Source organism: Pseudomonas sp. 21LCFQ010 (assembly GCF_024129905.1).
Lineage (GTDB): Bacteria > Pseudomonadota > Gammaproteobacteria > Pseudomonadales > Pseudomonadaceae > Aquipseudomonas.
In genome coordinates this window covers 110380-128474 of the sequence record NZ_JAMYDZ010000006.1, presented here as the reverse complement: position 1 = coordinate 128474, position 18095 = coordinate 110380, and the positions used below count along the sequence as shown (strand labels likewise).

16 protein-coding genes are annotated in these 18095 nt (G+C 60.8%); 7 read left to right on the top strand and 9 right to left on the bottom strand.

Annotated features, from left to right (window positions below; all coding sequences use genetic code 11):
• Positions 1-11 precede the first annotated feature (11 nt).
• Together NJC38_RS09815 and NJC38_RS09810 are read right to left on the bottom strand one after the other, a co-directional pair.
• Positions 12-1070: an aromatic ring-hydroxylating dioxygenase subunit alpha gene (locus NJC38_RS09815; protein ID WP_253113903.1), complete on the bottom strand. Its 1059-nt coding sequence runs from the start codon at positions 1068-1070 to the stop codon at positions 12-14.
• A 103-nt stretch (positions 1071-1173) separates the two neighbouring features.
• Entirely contained in the window at positions 1174-1368 is a 195-nt protein-coding gene (locus tag NJC38_RS09810) for a hypothetical protein (RefSeq protein ID WP_253113900.1), read from the bottom strand.
• A gap of 120 nt (positions 1369-1488) precedes the next feature.
• Here NJC38_RS09810 and NJC38_RS09805 point away from each other — a divergent pair, with 120 nt between their 5' ends.
• The 5 genes from NJC38_RS09805 (at position 1489) to NJC38_RS09785 (ending at position 8432) form a co-directional block, all read left to right on the top strand.
• Positions 1489-2796 carry a CitMHS family transporter gene (locus NJC38_RS09805; protein ID WP_045485107.1) on the top strand — a complete coding sequence of 436 codons (1308 nt, stop codon included), beginning with the start codon at positions 1489-1491 and terminating at the stop codon, positions 2794-2796.
• Positions 2797-2871: 75 nt separating this feature from the next.
• On the top strand, positions 2872-3618 hold the full coding sequence (locus NJC38_RS09800; protein ID WP_045485109.1) for a TerC family protein: 747 nt from the start codon (positions 2872-2874) through the stop codon (positions 3616-3618).
• Positions 3619-3866: 248 nt separating this feature from the next.
• Entirely contained in the window at positions 3867-5540 is a 1674-nt protein-coding gene (locus NJC38_RS09795; RefSeq protein ID WP_253113897.1) for a Na/Pi cotransporter family protein, read from the top strand.
• 203 nt (positions 5541-5743) lie between these two features.
• A complete protein-coding gene (locus NJC38_RS09790; protein ID WP_253113894.1) occupies positions 5744-7129 on the top strand; it encodes a pitrilysin family protein in 1386 nt (461 codons plus the stop codon).
• A 61-nt stretch (positions 7130-7190) separates the two neighbouring features.
• Positions 7191-8432 (top strand): DUF5924 family protein, encoded by a 1242-nt coding sequence (locus NJC38_RS09785; RefSeq protein ID WP_253113892.1) that lies wholly within the window; start codon positions 7191-7193, stop codon positions 8430-8432.
• Positions 8433-8435: 3 nt separating this feature from the next.
• On the opposite strand, the gene NJC38_RS09780 is transcribed toward NJC38_RS09785, so the two are convergent.
• The 6 genes from NJC38_RS09780 to NJC38_RS09755 form a co-directional block, all read right to left on the bottom strand.
• Entirely contained in the window at positions 8436-9677 is a 1242-nt protein-coding gene (locus NJC38_RS09780; RefSeq protein ID WP_253113890.1) for a spore maturation protein, read from the bottom strand.
• A gap of 178 nt (positions 9678-9855) precedes the next feature.
• Complete coding sequence (gene gltP, locus NJC38_RS09775) at positions 9856-11187, bottom strand: glutamate/aspartate:proton symporter GltP (RefSeq protein WP_253113886.1); 1332 nt, start codon at positions 11185-11187, stop codon at positions 9856-9858.
• A 645-nt stretch (positions 11188-11832) separates the two neighbouring features.
• Positions 11833-12297, bottom strand: a complete 465-nt coding sequence (locus NJC38_RS09770) for an inhibitor of vertebrate lysozyme family protein (RefSeq protein WP_253113883.1) — start codon at positions 12295-12297, stop codon at positions 11833-11835.
• Between the two features lies 1 nt (position 12298).
• Positions 12299-12463, bottom strand: coding sequence for a DUF1328 domain-containing protein (locus tag NJC38_RS09765; protein ID WP_025257796.1), 165 nt, complete (start codon positions 12461-12463; stop codon positions 12299-12301).
• A 36-nt stretch (positions 12464-12499) separates the two neighbouring features.
• The gene (locus tag NJC38_RS09760) at positions 12500-12805 is read right to left on the bottom strand and encodes a hypothetical protein (RefSeq protein ID WP_045485125.1); all 306 of its coding nucleotides are present in this window, start codon (positions 12803-12805) and stop codon (positions 12500-12502) included.
• Positions 12806-13012: 207 nt separating this feature from the next.
• On the bottom strand, positions 13013-13858 hold the full coding sequence (locus tag NJC38_RS09755; RefSeq protein WP_045485128.1) for a BON domain-containing protein: 846 nt from the start codon (positions 13856-13858) through the stop codon (positions 13013-13015).
• Positions 13859-14072: 214 nt separating this feature from the next.
• On the opposite strand from NJC38_RS09755, the gene algB reads away from it, so the two are divergent.
• Together algB and NJC38_RS09745 are read left to right on the top strand one after the other, a co-directional pair.
• Entirely contained in the window at positions 14073-15419 is a 1347-nt protein-coding gene (algB, locus tag NJC38_RS09750) for a sigma-54-dependent response regulator transcription factor AlgB (protein WP_045485131.1), read from the top strand.
• An 18-nt stretch (positions 15420-15437) separates the two neighbouring features.
• The gene (locus NJC38_RS09745; protein WP_253113881.1) at positions 15438-17225 is read left to right on the top strand and encodes a KinB sensor domain-containing domain; all 1788 of its coding nucleotides are present in this window, start codon (positions 15438-15440) and stop codon (positions 17223-17225) included.
• A 43-nt stretch (positions 17226-17268) separates the two neighbouring features.
• Here the strand turns inward: NJC38_RS09745 and NJC38_RS09740 are convergent, their stop codons facing one another.
• Positions 17269-18048: an N-acetylmuramoyl-L-alanine amidase gene (locus tag NJC38_RS09740; protein WP_253113878.1), complete on the bottom strand. Its 780-nt coding sequence runs from the start codon at positions 18046-18048 to the stop codon at positions 17269-17271.
• Positions 18049-18095 lie beyond the last annotated feature (47 nt).

Sequence of the window (18095 nt, the reverse complement as noted above, 5' to 3'; positions counted from 1 at the left end):
GCTCCTGCAGCTTATTGGGCAGTGGCGATCAAGGCCGGGGCCGCGCTTTGTTCCTGGGCGATAATGCGCTCCAGAATCTTGCGCGACTGCACACCTCCGGCGTCGATATTGAGCTTGAGCAGGTTGCGCGCCGGGTACTTGAGCAGGTTCTGTTGCTGGCGTTCGAGCATTTCCAGGTCTTCGCTGAAAATCTTGCCCTGGCCTTCGCGGATCGTGTCGGTCAGCGCCTGGTCCTGCGGATTGAAGTTGCGTGCCATGCCCCAGAAGTACCAGATCGAGGTATCGCTCTCGGGGGTGATGAAGTCCACCACAATGCTCGACGCCTTGAACTGCGCGTCGGCGTGGTAACCGCCGTTGCCGGCATGGGCCACACCCACCTCGATCAAGACATGGCTGGGCGGGGTGAAGCGGCAGATCTGCCAGCGGTCCACCGGCACATCGTCGGCCAGGTTGTTACCGCGCAGGGCCATGCGCCAGAACGGCGGGGCCATGATGTTTTCCATGTGCCGGGCGGTGATCACTTCGTCACCCTGCACCTGAGTGACCGGCGCGGCTTCGTCGATTTCTTTCTGGCCAATGCTGGAGGCGTGCACGTAGGTTTCGTGGGTCAGGTCCATCAGGTTGTCGATCATCAGCCGGTAATCGCAGCCGATATGAAACAACCCGCCGCCATAAGCCCACTGGTCACTGACCGCCCATTCCAGGTGAGGAATCAGCCCTGCATCGGCCTGCGTCTGATCACCGGGCCAGACCCAGATAAACCCGTAGCGCTCCACAGCCGCGAAAGTCTTGTTGCAAGGAAAGCCGCGCACCCGCTGGCCTGGCATCGCAGCCGTCTTGCCATCGGCGCCCATCACCAGGCCGTGATAGCCACAGACCAACTGGCCGTTCTCCACGTAACCCAGCGACAGCGGGGCACCGCGATGCGGACAAAAATCCTCGACCGCCACCACTTGGTTGTCCAGGCCGCGATAAAACACCATCTTCTCGCCACAGATCTGCCGACCCAGCGGCTTGTCGGCGATTTCGTCAGGGGTGCAAGCAACATACCAGGCGTTCATGGGGTACATGGTCAGGCTCTCCGGTCCGGATTTGTTTTTATTAGTGGATCCATTGGAATCCTTAGCCAGCTTCTAGTCAAGAATATATATCCGATAATCGCCAAAATTATTGTCAATGGATCCACAGAACCAATTGACGCGCAAAATCGACAAACGCCGCAGCGCAGCGCAACGCTGAAAGGAAGTTGAAAGCTGGCTGAAAGCTTGGGGGATTAGGATCGCCTCCAGCACCGGCAAAAGACCGGTAAGCCAGGCCGACCGCACAGCCGTCGTCCGGACATTCAACAAGAATAACGGTGATTAACATGCTTGCTCCTACCTCCCTGTACACCTCCCTTGCGCCCCGACTCCAGACCACTGCTCGCTGAGCAGAACTGACTTTCATCTTTTCCGGTTTCCCTGACCGAAATACGTCTGGAGTATTGCCATGCTGACTTTCCTTGGCTTTGCCATGGTCATCGCCTTCATGTACCTGATCATGAGCAAGCGCATGACCGCGCTGATTGCCCTGATCATCGTCCCGATCATCTTTGCCCTGTTCGGTGGCTTCGGCCCGCAGATCGGCCCGATGATGCTCGCTGGTATCACCAAGCTGGCGCCCACCGGCGTCATGCTGATGTTCGCCATTCTCTACTTCGCCCTGATGATCGACTCGGGGCTGTTCGACCCGGCGGTGCGCAAGATCCTGAAAATGGTCAAGGGCGACCCGATGCGCATTTCCGTCGGCACCGCGGTACTGGCGCTGGTGGTTTCGCTGGACGGTGATGGCGCCACTACCTACATGATCTGCGTGGCCGCCATGCTGCCGCTGTACAGCCGTGTCGGCATGAGCCCACGGATCATGGCCGGCCTGATCATCCTCGCCGGCGGGATCATGAACATGACCCCATGGGGCGGCCCGACGGCTCGCGCAGCCAGTGCCCTGCATGTCGATGCCTCGGACATCTTCGTCCCGATGATCCCGGCCATGGCTGCCGGCGTGGTCTGCCTGCTGGCCATCTCTTACTTGTATGGCAAGCGCGAGCGGGCTCGTCTGGGCGTGCTGCAATTGCAGGGCGATGAAATCGATCACAGCGAAATCAGCGTGTCGCAATTCCCTGATGCCCGCCGTCCAAAACTGATCTGGTTCAACGGTGCCCTGACGTTCTGCCTGATGGTCACCCTGATCATGGGTCTGCTGCCGCTGCCAGTGCTGTTCATGGTGGCTTTCAGCATCGCGATGATCATCAACTACCCGAACCTGCAGGACCAGAAGGACCGCGTTTCGGCCCACGCCGGTAGCGTGTTGTCGGTAGTCGGCCTGATCTTCGCCGCCGGTATTTTCACCGGCATCCTGACCGGCACCGGCATGGTCGACGCCATGTCCAAGAGCCTGCTGGCGGTGATCCCTGAGGCCATGGGCCCTTACCTGGCGGTCATCACCGCGCTGGTGAGCATGCCGTTCACCTTCTTCATGTCCAATGACGCGTTCTACTACGGCGTCATGCCTGTGCTGGCCGAAGCCGCCTCGCACTACGGCATCAGCGCGGTAGAAATGGCCCGTGCTTCGATCGTTGGCCAGCCGGTGCACCTGCTCAGCCCACTGGTGCCTTCGACCTACCTGCTGGTTGCCCTGGCCGGTATCGATTTCGGTGACCACCAGCGCTTCACCCTCAAGTGGGCGATCCTGGTCTGCATGTGTATTCTGGTTGCCGCTGTCATGCTGGGTCTGTTCCCGCTGGTCAGCAGCGTCTGATTCAACCGCGTTTCAACCCCGAATCGCCGTCAGCTGTAGCTGGCGGCGATTTTTTATCGCCTGAGGAAACAACTGATGGAATGGCTACTCAACCCTGAAATATGGGTTGCTTTCTTGACCCTGACCGCCCTGGAAATCGTTCTGGGGATCGACAACATCATCATGATCTCGATCCTGGTCAGCCGCATGCCCAAAGCCATGCAAAAGCGCACCCGGCTGTTCGGCCTGGGCCTGGCCATGGTCACTCGCATCATGCTGCTGCTGTCGATCACCTGGATCATGCGCCTGACCACCGACCTGTTCAGCGTCTTCGGCCAGGGCATTTCCGGTCGTGACCTGATCCTGTTCTTCGGCGGCCTGTTCCTGCTGTGGAAAAGCTCCCAGGAAATCTTCCAGGGCATGGAAGGTGAAGAAGAGGCCGGCGACGAGCCCAAGGGCGCTGGCGGCATGTTCCTGGCAACCATCGTGCAGATCGCGATCATCGACATCGTGTTCTCGCTGGACTCGGTCATCACTGCGGTGGGCATGGTGTCCAACGTGCCGGTGATGGTCGCGGCGATCATCGTGGCGGTGCTGGTGATGATGCTCTGCTCCGGCGCCATCAGCGACTTCATCGACAAACATCCATCACTGAAGATGCTCGCCCTGTCGTTCCTGATGGTGGTCGGTACGGTGCTGATCGCCGAAGCCTTCGACATTCATGTGCCCAAAGGCTACGTGTACTTCGCCATGGCGTTCTCGCTGGCGGTTGAAGCGATCAACATCAAGATGCGCACCAGCCAGGCACGCAAGAAGGCCGAAGCGGCGCCAGCCGAAGCCTGAGGCTCGGCTAACCCGGCAGGAGCGGCTTCAGCCGCGAATTAGCCGCGAAGACCTTTCGCGGCTGAAGCCTTCGCTGCTAAAGCAGCTCCTACCGGGCGCAGGCCAGGGCGGGTCGCCCATTCATTACAGAATTGTTTCAATGCGTTGAGGCCTGTGCGATGCTGGCAGCACCGCACAAAGCGGTCTAAAGCTTTAGTAAAAACATTCCGCGTCGCTCGCTATTCACACCACCACAGGGGGCCTTGCATATGCTGACCCTGCTCGATCTATTGTCTGCCGTGGCCTTGCTGATCTGGGGCACGCACATTGTGCGTACCGGCATCCTGCGCGTATACGGCAGTCAGTTGCGCCGCGTGCTGGGCCATAACGTTGCACGTCGGCCGCTGGCCTTTCTCGCCGGCATCCTGGTCACCGCGCTGGTGCAGAGCAGCAACGCCACAGCCATGCTGGTGACATCCTTTGTCGGCCAGGGGCTGATGCGTCTGGCGCCGGCGCTGGCGATCATGCTGGGCGCCGATGTCGGCACCGCGCTGATGTCGCGGGTGCTGACCTTCGACCTGTCGTGGCTGTCGCCACTGCTGATCTTCCTCGGGGTGATCTTTTTTCTGTCGCGCAAGCAGACCCGCGCCGGCCAGTTGGGCAGGGTAGCCATCGGTCTGGGGCTGATCATCCTGGCGCTGCAACTGATCGTCAGCGCCGCCGCGCCGATCACCCAGGCCAGCGGGGTCAAGGTGCTGTTCGCCTCGCTGACCGGCGACTTCCTGCTCGATGCCCTGGTCGGTGCGCTGTTCGCGCTGATTTCCTATTCCAGCCTGGCGGCGGTGCTGCTGACTGCAACGCTGGCCGGTTCCGACATCATCAGCCTGCACGTGGCCATCGGTCTGGTGGTGGGGGCCAATATCGGCAGCGGTCTGCTGGCGTTCATGAGCACCAGCATGCAGAACGTACCCGGTCGCCAGGTGGCGCTGGGCAGCCTGCTATTCAAACTGCTGGGCCTGGTGCTGATCATCCCGGTGCTTGACCCGCTGGTGAACTGGCTCGACGAGCTGAGGCTCAAGCCACAGGAACTGGTGATCGGCTTTCATCTGGTCTACAACATCGCACGCTGCCTTTTGATGCTGCCCTTTGTCAGCCCCATGGCGCGCCTGTGCGCCAGCTTGCTGCAAGTGCCTGCCGAAACCGCAGGGCCGATCAAACCCAGGCATCTGGATCTGACCGCGCTGGCGACTCCCAGCCTGGCGCTGGCCAATGCGGTGCGTGAAACCCTGCGCATGGGCGACCTGCTGGAGAACATGCTGGGCGCCATGCAGGCCGTACTGCACGGCACCCAGACCGCTGTCACTCAGCAAGTGCGCAGCCTTAATGAGGATGTCGAGACCCTGTACAGCGGCATCAAGCTGTACCTGGCGCAGATGCCCCGAGAAGACCTGGGCGAACAGGACAATCGACGCTGGGCCGAAATCATTGAGCTGACCATTAACCTGGAGCTGGCCAGTGGCGTGATCGAGCGCATGCTGCGCAAAATCCAGCAGCAGAAAACCGCGCAGCAACGATCGTTTTCGGACGTCGGTCTGGAAGAGCTCACCGACCTGCACACCCAGTTGCAGGCCAATCTGCGTCTGGGCCTGTCGGTGTTTCTCAGCGGCGACCCGCATAGCGCCCGCCAGCTATTGAAGGAAAAACGCCAGTTCCGCGCTCTGGAACGGCGGCTGGCCCACGCCCATGTCAACCGTTTGCAACGCAAGGTGGTGCAAAGTATCGAGACCAGCTCGCTGCACCTGGAACTGATGGCTGACATGAAGCGCCTCAACTCGCTGTTCTGCAGTAGCGCCTACGCGGTACTGGAAACCGCCGACACGGGTGCACTGTCCAGCGACGGACCGGACGAGACGCCAGGCCAGGTAGGCGAACAATCGGTGTGAACCGAGCGGCGGCAGCGAAGTCTGTTTAGCAGGCCGTTGAAAAACGTAGGCGAGGCAGCCAGTGCAAGGCAAAAACAGGCGAAAAAGCGGAGTTTACGGGTTGTAAATGAGCATTTTGAGCCTGTTTTTAACGCAGCAATGGCAACGCAGGTAGTTTTTCAACAGCATGTCAATTCAACTGGCCCGCAAGGAAAAGCTGTCTCATGCGCTGCCTGCTGCTGATCTGGCTGTTGCTCTGTTCTCTTCCCAGCCTGGCCCTGGACCGCCTGCAAGCCCAGGGTTATCTGTTGCCCAACGGTTTGCAGGTGCTGCTCAAGCCCGGCTACGACAAGGGCCATGTGGCGATCCGGCTGATTGTCGGGGTGGGCTTTGATGACTTTGCCTGTGAGCACAAAGAACTGCCGCACCTGCTCGAACACTTGATGTTCAGCGGCATCGATGACAGCGGCGAAGGCGGTCTGGAGTCGCGCATGCAGGCGCTCGGTGGCGAGTGGAACGCCTTTACCAGCAACGCCGACACCACCTTTGTGATCGAGGCACCGGCGCGTAACCAGCGCAAGGTACTCGACCTGCTCATGCAGGTGCTGACCCACACCGAGCTGACCCAGAGCCGCCTGGACACGGTCAGGCGCATCGTTGCCCATGAAGACGGCGGCCACGCCTCGCGCCTGCAACGGCTGCTCGACCGGCGTGACGCGGGCAGCAACGCCAGCAGCCAGGTGGCGAGCGAACTGGGCCTGAAGTGCGCCGACAGTCCGGACGTCGAGGCAGTCAGCCTGGAGCAGCTCGAAGATGCCCTGGCGACCTGGTACGCACCCAACAACATGACCCTGATCATGGTCGGTGACCTGGACAAGCTGCTGCCCGGCTACCTGGAACGGGTCTATGGCCGCCTGGCCGCCACCGAACCTGCCGAACACCCGACCCTGGACAGCGCGAAACAAGTGGCTGAACAACGCCGGGTACTGACCCGCGGGGTACTGGGCGAAAGTGCCCGGCTGCACCTGATCTTTCCCGAGCCCTTGCTGGATGAACAACACGATGAAACCTGGGAGCTGGTCCGGTCTTATCTGGAGTGGTCGCTGTACTCAGAACTGCGCCTGCAACAGGGGTTGTCCTACGGCCCTTCGGTCAGCCGCGAGGTGTTCAGCGACACCGGGCTGATGAGCCTGGACGCCGATGTCGAACGCAGCGACCTGTTGCAAGCCGAACAGACCCTGCATGCACTGCTTGAACGCTTGCAGCGTGACGGCCTGCAAGCTGCAACCTTCGAGCGCCTCAAACAAGCCGCCGTGGCCCGGCAGGCCTGGGCCGTGCAAGGCAACAGCGCGCTGGCCGACTATTACTGGGGCGCGCTCAACGATTACGAGAATGGCCGCTTTGCCGACCCGGCCAAGCGCATTCAGGCGGTCACCCTGGAGGGCGCCAACCGGGCCTTGCGTCAGTTACTCGAACAACCGGGCTACATCCGCATCGAGAAACCGCTGTTCAGTTACGACGATCTGTATTGGCTGGTCCTGGCTGCCGGAGTGCTGATGATCCTGCTGCTGGTCGGCGGGCTGCGTTATCGCCGTCAGCAACGGCTGTAGCGCTGCGCACTGCATTGCTATGCTTGGCGACTTTTTTCCACCCCTGCTGAAGTGAAACCCAATGCCCCACTGGAATGTCCTCGTCACCCGCATCCTCGACCTGATGCGCCGCTATCCGGGCATCATTGCGGCGGGCGGATTCATCTCCGGGATCGTCAGCTTCATCATGGTCGACCGTCAGGCCGGGCTGGCCAGCTGGATCGCCGTGGTGATGATGCTCAGCTGGCTGTGGCTGATGGTCGAGAACAGCGTGGTGGGGTTGTTGCACCGAAAGTTCGGCAAGGAAATTCCGCAAGGGTTGCTGCGTTACGGCACCCAGCTGATCCATCAGGAAAGCCTGTTCTTCGTCCTGCCGTTCTTTTTCATCACCACCACCTGGAACAGCGGCCAGGCGTTGTTCACGGCGCTGCTCGGTGCGGCCGGGCTGATCTCCATCGTCGACCCGCTGTACTACCGCTGGCTGGCACCGCGCCGCTGGCTGTTCCTGGCCTTGCATACCCTGACCCTGTTCGCCGCGATGCTCACCGCGCTGCCGATCATTCTCAACCTGACCACCACCGAGAGCTACAAACTGGCGCTCGGCACCGCGATTGTGCTGTCGATTCCCAGCCTGGCATCGAGCTTTCCGATCCGCACCTGGCGCAGTGGGGTGATGCTGGTGACCGTGATCCTGGCCGTGGGCAGCGCTGGCTGGCTGCTGCGCTCCTGGGTGCCACCGGCCACGCTGTGGCTGACCGAAGTGGCGGTGAGCACCGAGTTCGACAACAAAAGTCGCACACCGGGTGAAAGCATCCGCCAGATCAGCGCCGCTCAACTGCGCCGTGACGGCCTGTATGCCTACACCGCAATCAATGCCCCACGCGGCCTGCAAGAGCGCATTTACCATGTGTGGCGGCGCAACGGTGAAGAAGTGGACCGCATTGCCCTGAATATCAACGGCGGGCGCAAGGAGGGCTATCGCGCCTGGACCCACAAGCGCAATTTCCCGCAGGAGGTGGCGGGCCGCTGGCAGGTTCGGGTGCTGACCGAAGACGGGCAGATGATCGGCGTGCTGCGTTTTGAAGTGACCGACGCCGATCAACCGACCGTGACCCAGCCAAAAGGCCGGATCATCCAGCTCAAACCCGGTGGCGATGACGACGCGGCGCCTGCGGCATCCGAGCCCGGTGTTGCGGCGCCAGAACCGCAAACGGAGCCAGAGCCAGAACCGGAGCCAGCAGCAGAGCAACCGCCCGCCGCGACGCCTGAATCACAGCCGGCCCCGGAGCCGTCATCAGAGTCTGGACCTGCTGCGACGCCTTGATACTTAGCTGGCGGTGGCGCCAAAGAACCAGTAGCAAACCATGATCGCTGCCACCACGCCCGAGAACTCGGCCAGCAGCGCACAACCCACGGCATGCCGGGCGCGCTGGATGCCGACCGCGCCGAAGTACACCGCCAGCACATAGAAGGTGGTTTCGGTGCTGCCCTGAATGGTCGCTGCCGCCAGCGCAGCAAAGCTGTCGACGCCCTGGTTCTGCATGGTCTCGATCAACAGCGCCCGCGCCGCGCTGCCGGAGAACGGCTTGACCAGCGCAGTGGGCAGCGAGTCGACAAAACGGGTATCCCAGCCCAGCCACTCGACCACGTGGCGAATGCCTTCCAGGCCGAAGTCCAGGGCGCCGGAGGCGCGCAATACGCCCACCGCACAGAGCATCGCCACCAGATACGGCAGCAGGTTTTTGGCCACATCGAAACCTTCCTTGGCCCCTTCGACGAAGGCTTCATACACCTTGACCTTGCGCAGCGCGCCGATCACCAGAAACAACATGATCAGGCCGAACAGCGTGAGGTTGCCGAGAATCGATGACAGCCCGGCCAGCGCCGCAGCCGACAGCGTGCCGAGAAAGGCCATGAAACCACCGAGCAGCAATGCACCGGGAATCAGGTAAGCCAGCACCACCGGGTCCCACAGACGCAGGCGCTGCATGAACGCCACCGACAGCAGCCCGACAATGGTCGAGACACTGGTCGCCAGCAGGATTGGCAGAAACACCAGGGTCGGGTCAGGTGCGCCTTGCTGGGCGCGGTACATGAAGATGGTCACCGGCAACAGGGTCAGTGACGAGGCGTTGAGCACCAGAAACAGGATCTGCGCGTTGCTGGCGGTGGTCTGGCTGGGGTTGAGTTCCTGCAGTGCCTTCATGGCCTTGAGGCCGATCGGGGTCGCGGCGTTATCCAGCCCCAGACCGTTGGCGGCGAAGTTGAGGGTAATCAGGCCCAGCGCCGGATGGCCCGGTGGCACCTCCGGCATCAGCCGGGTGAACAGCGGGCTGAGCACCTTGCCCAGCCAGTCGACGATCCCGGCCTTCTCGGCAATGCGCAGAAAGCCCAGCCACAGGGTGAGGGTGCCGAACAGCAGAACCATGACCTCCACCGACAGCTTGGCCATGGCAAAGATGCTCTCGACCATGCTGGCAAAGATCCCGGCATTGCCGCCGATCAACCATTGCGCCAGCGCGGCGACCATCGCCACGACGAAAAAACCAAGCCACAGGCCATTGAGCATCGGATACATCCCCCTTCAGACGACGGGGATGATAACGGGGGAGGTGTGCCGGAGGGAAATTGACGGGACGATTGCGATCCCCGTAGGAGCGGCCGGGCGGCGATCCGCTTTAGCCGCGAAGACCGCGAAGACCGGAAATACCGGGAAGACCGCAAAGGCTTCCCGGCTAAAGCCGGTCCTACTCAGCCGCAGGCTTGCCGACCGGTACGGGTTCTTTGCTGCGCCAGTGTGGCAGCGACTCCCAGTAGGCCTTGCCTTTGGCATCGTCGTACATGCCTTCCCAACGGGCGATGACCAGTACCGCCAGGGCGTTGCCGATCACGTTCAGGGCGGTACGTGCCATGTCCATGATGCGGTCGACACCGGCGATGAATGCCAGACCTTCCAGCGGAATACCGACACTGCCCAGGGTCGCCAACAGGACCACGAACGACACGCCCGGCACACCGGCGATACCTTTGGAGGTGACCATCAGGGTCAGGACCAGCATCAGCTGTTGGCCGAGCGACAGGTCAATACCGTACAGCTGGGCAATAAAGATCGCCGCGATGCTCTGGTACAGGGTCGAACCGTCGAGGTTGAACGAGTAACCGGTCGGGACCACGAAGCTGCAGATGGCTTTCGGCGCACCGTAGGCTTCCATCTTGCTGATTACCCGCGGCAGGGCGGTCTCGGAGCTGGCGGTGGAGTAGGCCAGGATCAGCTCATCCTTGAAGATGCGGATGATCTTCATGATCGAGAAGCCGAACATGCGGGCGATCAGGCCCAGCACCACGAAAGCAAAGAAGGCGATGGCGACGTAAACCAGGATCACCAGCTTGGCCAGCGGCAGCAGCGAGGCGAAACCGAAATTGGCCACGGTGACCGCGATCAGGGCAAACACACCGATCGGCGCGTAGGCCATGATCATGTGGGTGACCTTGAACATGGTTTCCGAGACGCCCTGGAACATCTTCACCAGCGGCTCGCGCACTTCGTTTTGCAGGCTGGCCAGGCCCATGCCGAACATCACCGAGAAGAAGATGATCGGCAGCATGTCGCCACGGGCAATGGAGGCGAAGATGTTGGACGGAATCAGGTTGAGGATGGTGGCAATGAACGCATGGTCATGCTGCACCTCGGCGGCGGTGGTCTTGTACTTGGAGATGTCCACCGTGCCGAGCGAGCTCATGTCGATGCCGGCTCCAGGCTGGAACAGGTTGGCCAGCACCAGGCCCACAACGATGGCGACCGTGGTCACGATCTCGAAGTAGATAATGGTCTTCAGGCCAATGCTGCCGAGCTTCTTGGCATCGCCCACACCGGCAATCCCGACGATCAGCGAGGCCACGACGATGGGCACCACGATCATCTTGATCAGGCGAATGAAGATGTCACCTGCCGGTTGCAGGACGTTGCTGATCCACCAGGCCTTCTCGGCACTGAAGTGGTTGAGCAGCGCGCCGATGGCGATACCCAGAACCAGACCGATCAGAATCTGCCATGCCAGACTCAGTTTTGCCTTCTTCATGTCATTACCTTTGTGCGAAGTGGCTTGGATCAGCTTGGGAACCGCGTGCCCGCCCTGCCTCATCCGCGGCAGACCGAAGTCGTGGAAGAAAGCCCCGCACTGTCCACAGAAAGTCACCGCGAAAGAGCATCCGGGCTCAAAGCAAGCGAAAAAAAAGGCGCAACTATTCAGACGGGGCAAAGGCACGTCTAATGCCATAACCGCCTAAGTCATGCAGAATCGGCATATGGTAACGGCAGAAATGCCCTGTTAAATGCTGTTAATGACGCTGGGAAAATGGCCTGGAGGTTGCTGGGCCGGTGCTTTCAGCCTGGCAATAGGAAAAAATGTCGCATGACACAACCTGAAAAGATTTGAGGACATTTTCTGCAGCAGTTTACGGATGTACGGCGGAACTCTTCAGGTTTGACGCAAGCACAAATAAAAAGCGCCATGCGGGTTTCGACGTCTGCGTATCGTCGAAAACGGCATGGCGGCTTCACCTGACCCGGCCCTCAGCGGAGGTACTCCCTGTACCCCTAGGTCGCACCGATCCGATCAATCAGTGCATCCCGGCCCCCTGGTCATGCACGTACTTCCTCCAGGAAGCCGTGCAGCGTTGATAATGAAACGGTTTGACCGTAAGCGGCTTTACCACCCATTCAGTCAGTACCAGTTCGGATCCTTGAGCAGTTGTTCCTCAAGCAGCGTCTTCATTCCCTTATCGGGATTACCCAGATAGCGTTGGGTGGCGTGGCTTTTTGGCGACTTGTCGCTCGGCAAGCCAGCCGGCACCGTAACCAGCAGGGCGTAGATGTCTTTGCCGTCCAGGCTGCCAGCCACGATCAGACGCTGGCTGCGGCAGCTCTCGGCAGTCTCGCACAGCACCCCCACCCGATAGGGATCACCGTCCTGGGTGGTGGCGGTCATTGGCTCGGCAACGCCTGACAGGTTCATGACCCACTCAGGCAAGCGTTCCTCTTTTTGCACGGCCTGGGTCCAGGCCTGGCGGTAATCGGAGGAACTGCTCAGCAATTCGTTAACACGCACCTGACCATCGTTGGCGGCCAGGGTGGCGGCGCTACCGCCCATTAACAGGGCGGCGGCCAGCAGATGAGTCAGGTTACGCATGTCAGCCTCTACCGCGACGGCCGAAGAAGAACGACACCACGAACATGACCAGGAACACGATGAACAGAATCTTCGCGATACCGGTTGCCGTACCCGCAATACCACCGAAGCCCAGTACGGCTGCAACGATAGCGATGATCAAGAATGTAATAGCCCAGCTCAACATAGTGATACTCCTTACTACTGTGGGAATCCGATCAGGTCAGAAGACCCAACGCGACTGTTGAGGCAGGCGCGCCAGACTGTCCTGAGAAACAACACGATCGACCTGCACCGGAGCGCGCGCCCAACCCTGGCTGTCCACGGTCGAGACCGATGTACGTGCCTGGCTCAGCGAGAGGCTTTGGGAAATCAGCGACTGACGCAGCGCAGCCGCTTCACGATTTTGCTCATGCAGTTGCCACTGTTGGGTGGCAAGCAACACCAGCAGGAGCACCAGGCTGGCGAAAAGACCTTGCTGTACCCGCAGGGGCGAAATACGCAATTGGGCAAGACGCTGGCTGTTCATGTGCTCAATCCCTCTACCGTTCTTGTCGACCGGATGTTCCGGCCTTTGTCGATAGGGATATTGCAGACCGCATGCCAGCTTTAAATCAAAAATAAATGCTTATAAATCAATAACTTAAAAACATACAAAATTCTCTGTGGCGCGCAAGCTGCACGATCGACGCTGTGGCATCGTGCGTTCTGCACGAATGCCACATACGTGTTGTGGTCAGCCAGTACTGCGCGCCATGACTTTCAAGGCGTCGGCATTGACGCCCTTCACCCCACGGATATTGCGAGCGATCTCAACCGCCAGCTCCTTTTCCGCAAAGTTGGCCACCATGCCATTGAGTGTCACCACGCCCTCCCTGGTATCGACCTTGATACCCAGGCCGTCGATGTTGCGGCTGTAGATAAGGCTGGACTTGACCTTGCTGGTAACCCAGGCGTCACTCATCTGCTCGGTGGTACTGAGCGCCTGTGGCTGGGTCTTGGCGGCAATCGAGTCAGCGGCACTGATGCTGATCAGGTTATTTACACTGGCCACGCCATCGGTATTGGTCGCCAGATTGCCGGCCAGCTCTTTGGCTTCAGGGCTTTGCGCCCGGCCCTTGAGCGTGACCACCCCCTGATCACTGGTCACGTCGATTTCCAGCCCTTGGGTGACGTTGCTCCACAACAGCTTGGATTTGATCGTGGCCACCAGTGTGGCGTCTTCGAAACGCTGGGCCAGGCCATTGCGGGCATCCGCCTCGGTAGCCACCGCCGGGTCGATCTGCAACTGGTTATCGACCTTGTCGATGCCTTCGACATCCAGTGCGATCCGTTCGGCCAGCTCCCGCTCGACTTCATTCTCGACCTTGCCAGACAACCGGGCGGTGCCTTTTTCGACCGCCACCTTGATATCGAACGCACTCAAGTGCCGGTTCAAGGCAAAAGCGGTCCAGATCGAGCCCTCCTGGCGCGCCTCGATCAACGGGCCGGTTTCGCCCTGGGCAGCGCTGGCCAGCAGTGGATGGGCACCCAGCACGGCGAGTGTCGCGGTGGCCAGGACGATGTTCTTCAGCGGATGCATGACGTTCTCCTTTGCAGGTCTGTCAGGCCGCCTGGCTCGGGTTAATGCTGCTACCAGGCGGTTTTCACGACAGCAGGACAGCCAAATCCGCCAGTTAGCCAAGGCCGAAGCAGATAGCTACCATGCTTGCCGCATAATCAATCAGAATTGACCATGCAACTTGCCCGATGATTCCGAGACTAACCAAGACTATTCACTTAGGAGCGTAGGAAAAATGGAAGCAGCCACTGAGAATCAGGGCCGTATTCTGCTTGTGGACGACGAGTCCGCGATCCTTCGCACCTTCCGGTATTGCCTGGAAGACGAGGGCTACAGCGTAGCCACGGCCAACAGCGCGGCACAGGCCGATGCCCTGATGCAGCGCCAGGTCTTTGATTTGTGTTTCCTGGATTTACGGTTGGGCGAAGACAACGGGCTGGATGTATTGGCACAGATGCGCGTGCAGGCGCCATGGATGCGTGTCGTGATCGTCACCGCGCACTCTGCCGTCGACACCGCCGTGGACGCGATTCGCGCCGGCGCGGCCGATTATCTGGTCAAACCGTGCAGCCCCGACCAATTGCGCCTGGCCACCGCCAAGCAGCTTGAGGTGCGTCAACTGTCGGCTCGCCTGGAGGCACTGGAAGGCGAGATCCGCAAGCCCAAAGACGGCCTGGACTCGCACAGCCCGGTGATGATGGGCATTCTGGAAACGGCGCGGCAGGTGGCGGTCACCGATGCCAACATCCTGATCCTGGGTGAGTCGGGCACCGGTAAAGGCGAGCTGGCCCGGGCCATTCACGGCTGGAGCAAGCGCGCCAAAAAGTCCTGCGTGACCATCAACTGCCCGTCGCTGACCGCAGAACTGATGGAAAGCGAGCTGTTCGGTCATAGCCGCGGGGCGTTCACCGGCGCCAGTGAAAGCACACTGGGGCGGGTCAACCAGGCCGACGGCGGCACCTTGTTCCTCGACGAGATCGGTGATTTCCCGCTGACCTTGCAACCCAAGCTGTTGCGCTTCATTCAAGACAAGGAATACGAGCGGGTCGGCGACCCGGTCACCCGCCGCGCCGATGTACGAATTCTGGCGGCCACCAATCTCAATCTCGAAGACATGGTGCGCAGCGGCAAATTTCGTGAAGACCTGCTGTACCGCCTGAACGTCATAACCCTGACCTTGCCGGCCCTGCGTGAGCGTGGCGAAGACATCCTGACCCTGGCCGACCGCTTTCTGGCGCGCTTCGTCAAGGAATACGCCCGCCCGGCACGGGGCTTCAGCGAAGAAGCACGCAGTGCGCTGCTCAACTACCGCTGGCCCGGCAATATCCGCGAGCTGCGCAACGTGATCGAGCGCGCCAGCATCATCTGCCCGCAGGAGCGTGTTGAAGTCACCCACCTGGGCATGGGCGAGCAGCCGGTCAGCAATGCACCACGGGTCGGCGCCGCGATGAGCCTCGATGAACTGGAAAAGGCCCACATCGGCGCGGTACTGGCGACCAGTGACACACTGGACCAGGCGGCCAAGACGCTGGGTATCGATGCCTCGACGCTGTATCGCAAACGCAAGCAGTACAACCTGTAAGTCAGTAATTGGTGTCACATGAAGTTGGCAATGAAATTGCGCACACGCCTGTTTCTGAGTATCTCGGCCCTGATCACAGTGGCCCTGCTCGGGCTGGTTCTGGGTCTGGTCAGTGTCATGCAGATGGCACGGACTCAGGAGTCGATGATCCAGCACAACTTCGTGACTCTGGATCTGGGCCTCAAGCTGCGTCAGAACCTGGGCGATCAGTTGGTCATGATGCTCGACTCCGAACCCAACCCGCAGGCACTGGCGACGCTCCAGACCCAGTTCGAAGGGTTGCTGGCCCAAGGTGTCGAGCACGAGCGGCTGAGAACCGGCACCCACGGTTTTGAACAGACCCAGCAGTTCTATCAGCAATTCATCCAGGCCTACCGCAACAACAGCGAGGGCGGCCTGAGCATCCGCAAGAACCCTGAGCTGAGTACCAGCTTCAACAACCTGCGCAATGACTTGCTGGGCGCCTATCGCAGCGCCCTGGACAACATCAACGCCGCCGAGCGTGATTCACGCGAGCGCGCGTACTGGATCGCCGGGCTGCTCAGCCTGGTCGCTCTGGCCGTGCTGTGCATCGGGTTTGTCACTGCGCATGGCATCGCCCGCCGCTTTGGTGCACCGATCGAAGCCCTGGCCAAGGCCGCCGACAAGATCGGCCAGGGCGATTTTGACGTCACCCTGCCTATTTCGCCGGCAGCGGAGATGAACCTGCTGACCCGTCGCTTCGGCCTGATGGCCGAGGCGCTGCGCAAACACCAGGCCACCAATATCGACGAACTGCTGGCTGGCCAGCAACGCCTGCAAGCGGTGCTCGACAGCATTGACGACGGCCTGTTGATGATCGACCGCCAGGGCCAGCTTGAGCACCTCAATCCGGTCGCCCAGCGCCAGCTTGGCTGGGACGAAAGCCGCCTCGGTCAACGCCCCGGCGAAGCGCTGGCCCGTCCGGAGCTGGACGAAGAAATTCTCCTCAACCTGCGCGGCGGCACGCTGGAGCGCGCCCCGGAAGATCTGTGCATCGAGATCGACGGCGAATCACGGCTGCTGACCTACAGCCTGACCCCGGTCAGCCATAGCGCCGGGCACATTCTCGGCGCGGTGATGGTCCTGCATGATGTGACCGAGCAGCGCGCCTTCGAGCGGGTGCGCAGCGAGTTCGTGCTGCGCGCCTCCCACGAACTGCGCACCCCGGTCACCGGCATGCACATGGCCTTCGGTCTTTTGCAAGAACGGGTGCATTTCGCCGAAGAAAGCCGCGAAGCCGACCTGTTCAATACGGTCAAGGAAGAGATGCAGCGCCTGATGCAACTGATCAACGACCTGCTGAACTTCTCCCGCTACCAAAGCGGCCTGCAGAAACTCAAGCTGGCGCCGTGCGCCATCGATGACTTGCTCGAAGAGGCGCGCCAGCGCTTTATTGATCGCGCCCAGCAACAGAACATCATTCTCCAGCTCGACCTGCAAGAAAATATCCCGCGCCTGCACGCCGACCAGTCACAACTGGAACGGGTACTGGACAACCTGCTGGACAACGCCTTGCGCCACACCCCGGAAAACGGCCTGATCCGCTTGCAGGCCCGGCGTCATGGTGAACGGGCGATCATCAGTGTCGAAGACAGTGGCGAAGGCATTGCGTACGGCAATCAGGCGCGGATCTTCGAGCCGTTCGTTCAGGTCGGCCGCAAGAAGGGCGGCGCGGGCCTGGGGCTGGCCCTGTGCAAGGAAATCGTCCAGTTGCATGGCGGACGCATGGGCGTGTATTCACGGCCGGGCCAGGGCACCCAGTTCTATATGGCCTTGCCGTTCTGACCGCCAGCCGGGTGCCGCCCGGCCGGTCCTACGGGGCGGTGCTTCAGCGCATGCTGTTGAGCACCTGCAACATCGCCGCACTCTGCGCATCCGGTTCGCCGTCGAAGCGTTGCGGGCGAAAGCGCATCTGGAAGGCGGCCAGTACATTGCGGGTTTCGGTATCCAGCACGCCGGTCTGCGGGGTGCTGTAGCCGACCCTGGCCAACTGCTGCTGGAACCACAGGATGTCTGGCAGGCGCACGGCAAACAGTGCCTGCTGGCTGGCGACCAGACGCTCGTCAGGCCAGATACCCAAGCCTTCCTGGGCCAGACGCTTCCAAGGGAACAACGGTCCCGGGTCGAGCTTACGCATCGGCGCAATATCGCTGTGGCCAATGATGTGCTTTGGCTCGATGCCGTTGCGCTTGACGATATCCTTGAGCAAGACAATCAGCGACTGGATCTGCGCTTCACTGTAGGGGTACCACAGCCGCCCGTTCGGGCCTTCGGTGAAACCGGGGTTGACGATCTCAATGCCGATCGACGAGGAGTTGAGCCAGGTGCGTCCGTCCCACTGGCTGTCGCCGGCGTGCCAGGCGCGGGCATTCTCATCGACCAGTTTGAATGTGGTGGCCCGGCTATCGTCGCCAATCAGGTAGTGGCTGCTGACCTGGCCGCTGGTCAGCAGTTGCAGCGAGCGCTCCTGAGTCGCCGAGGTGTAGTGCAGGATGACGTACTGGATACGGTTATCGAAATTCTTCGAGGGGTGGCTGGTGTCCAGCCGCGGGCCGCTAGCGCAGGCACTGAGAACCAGAAGGGATACAACAGCGAAAAACAGCTTCATGACATCCAACTATTTAAAAATCATAACGGAACGGGCGCAGATCGCCC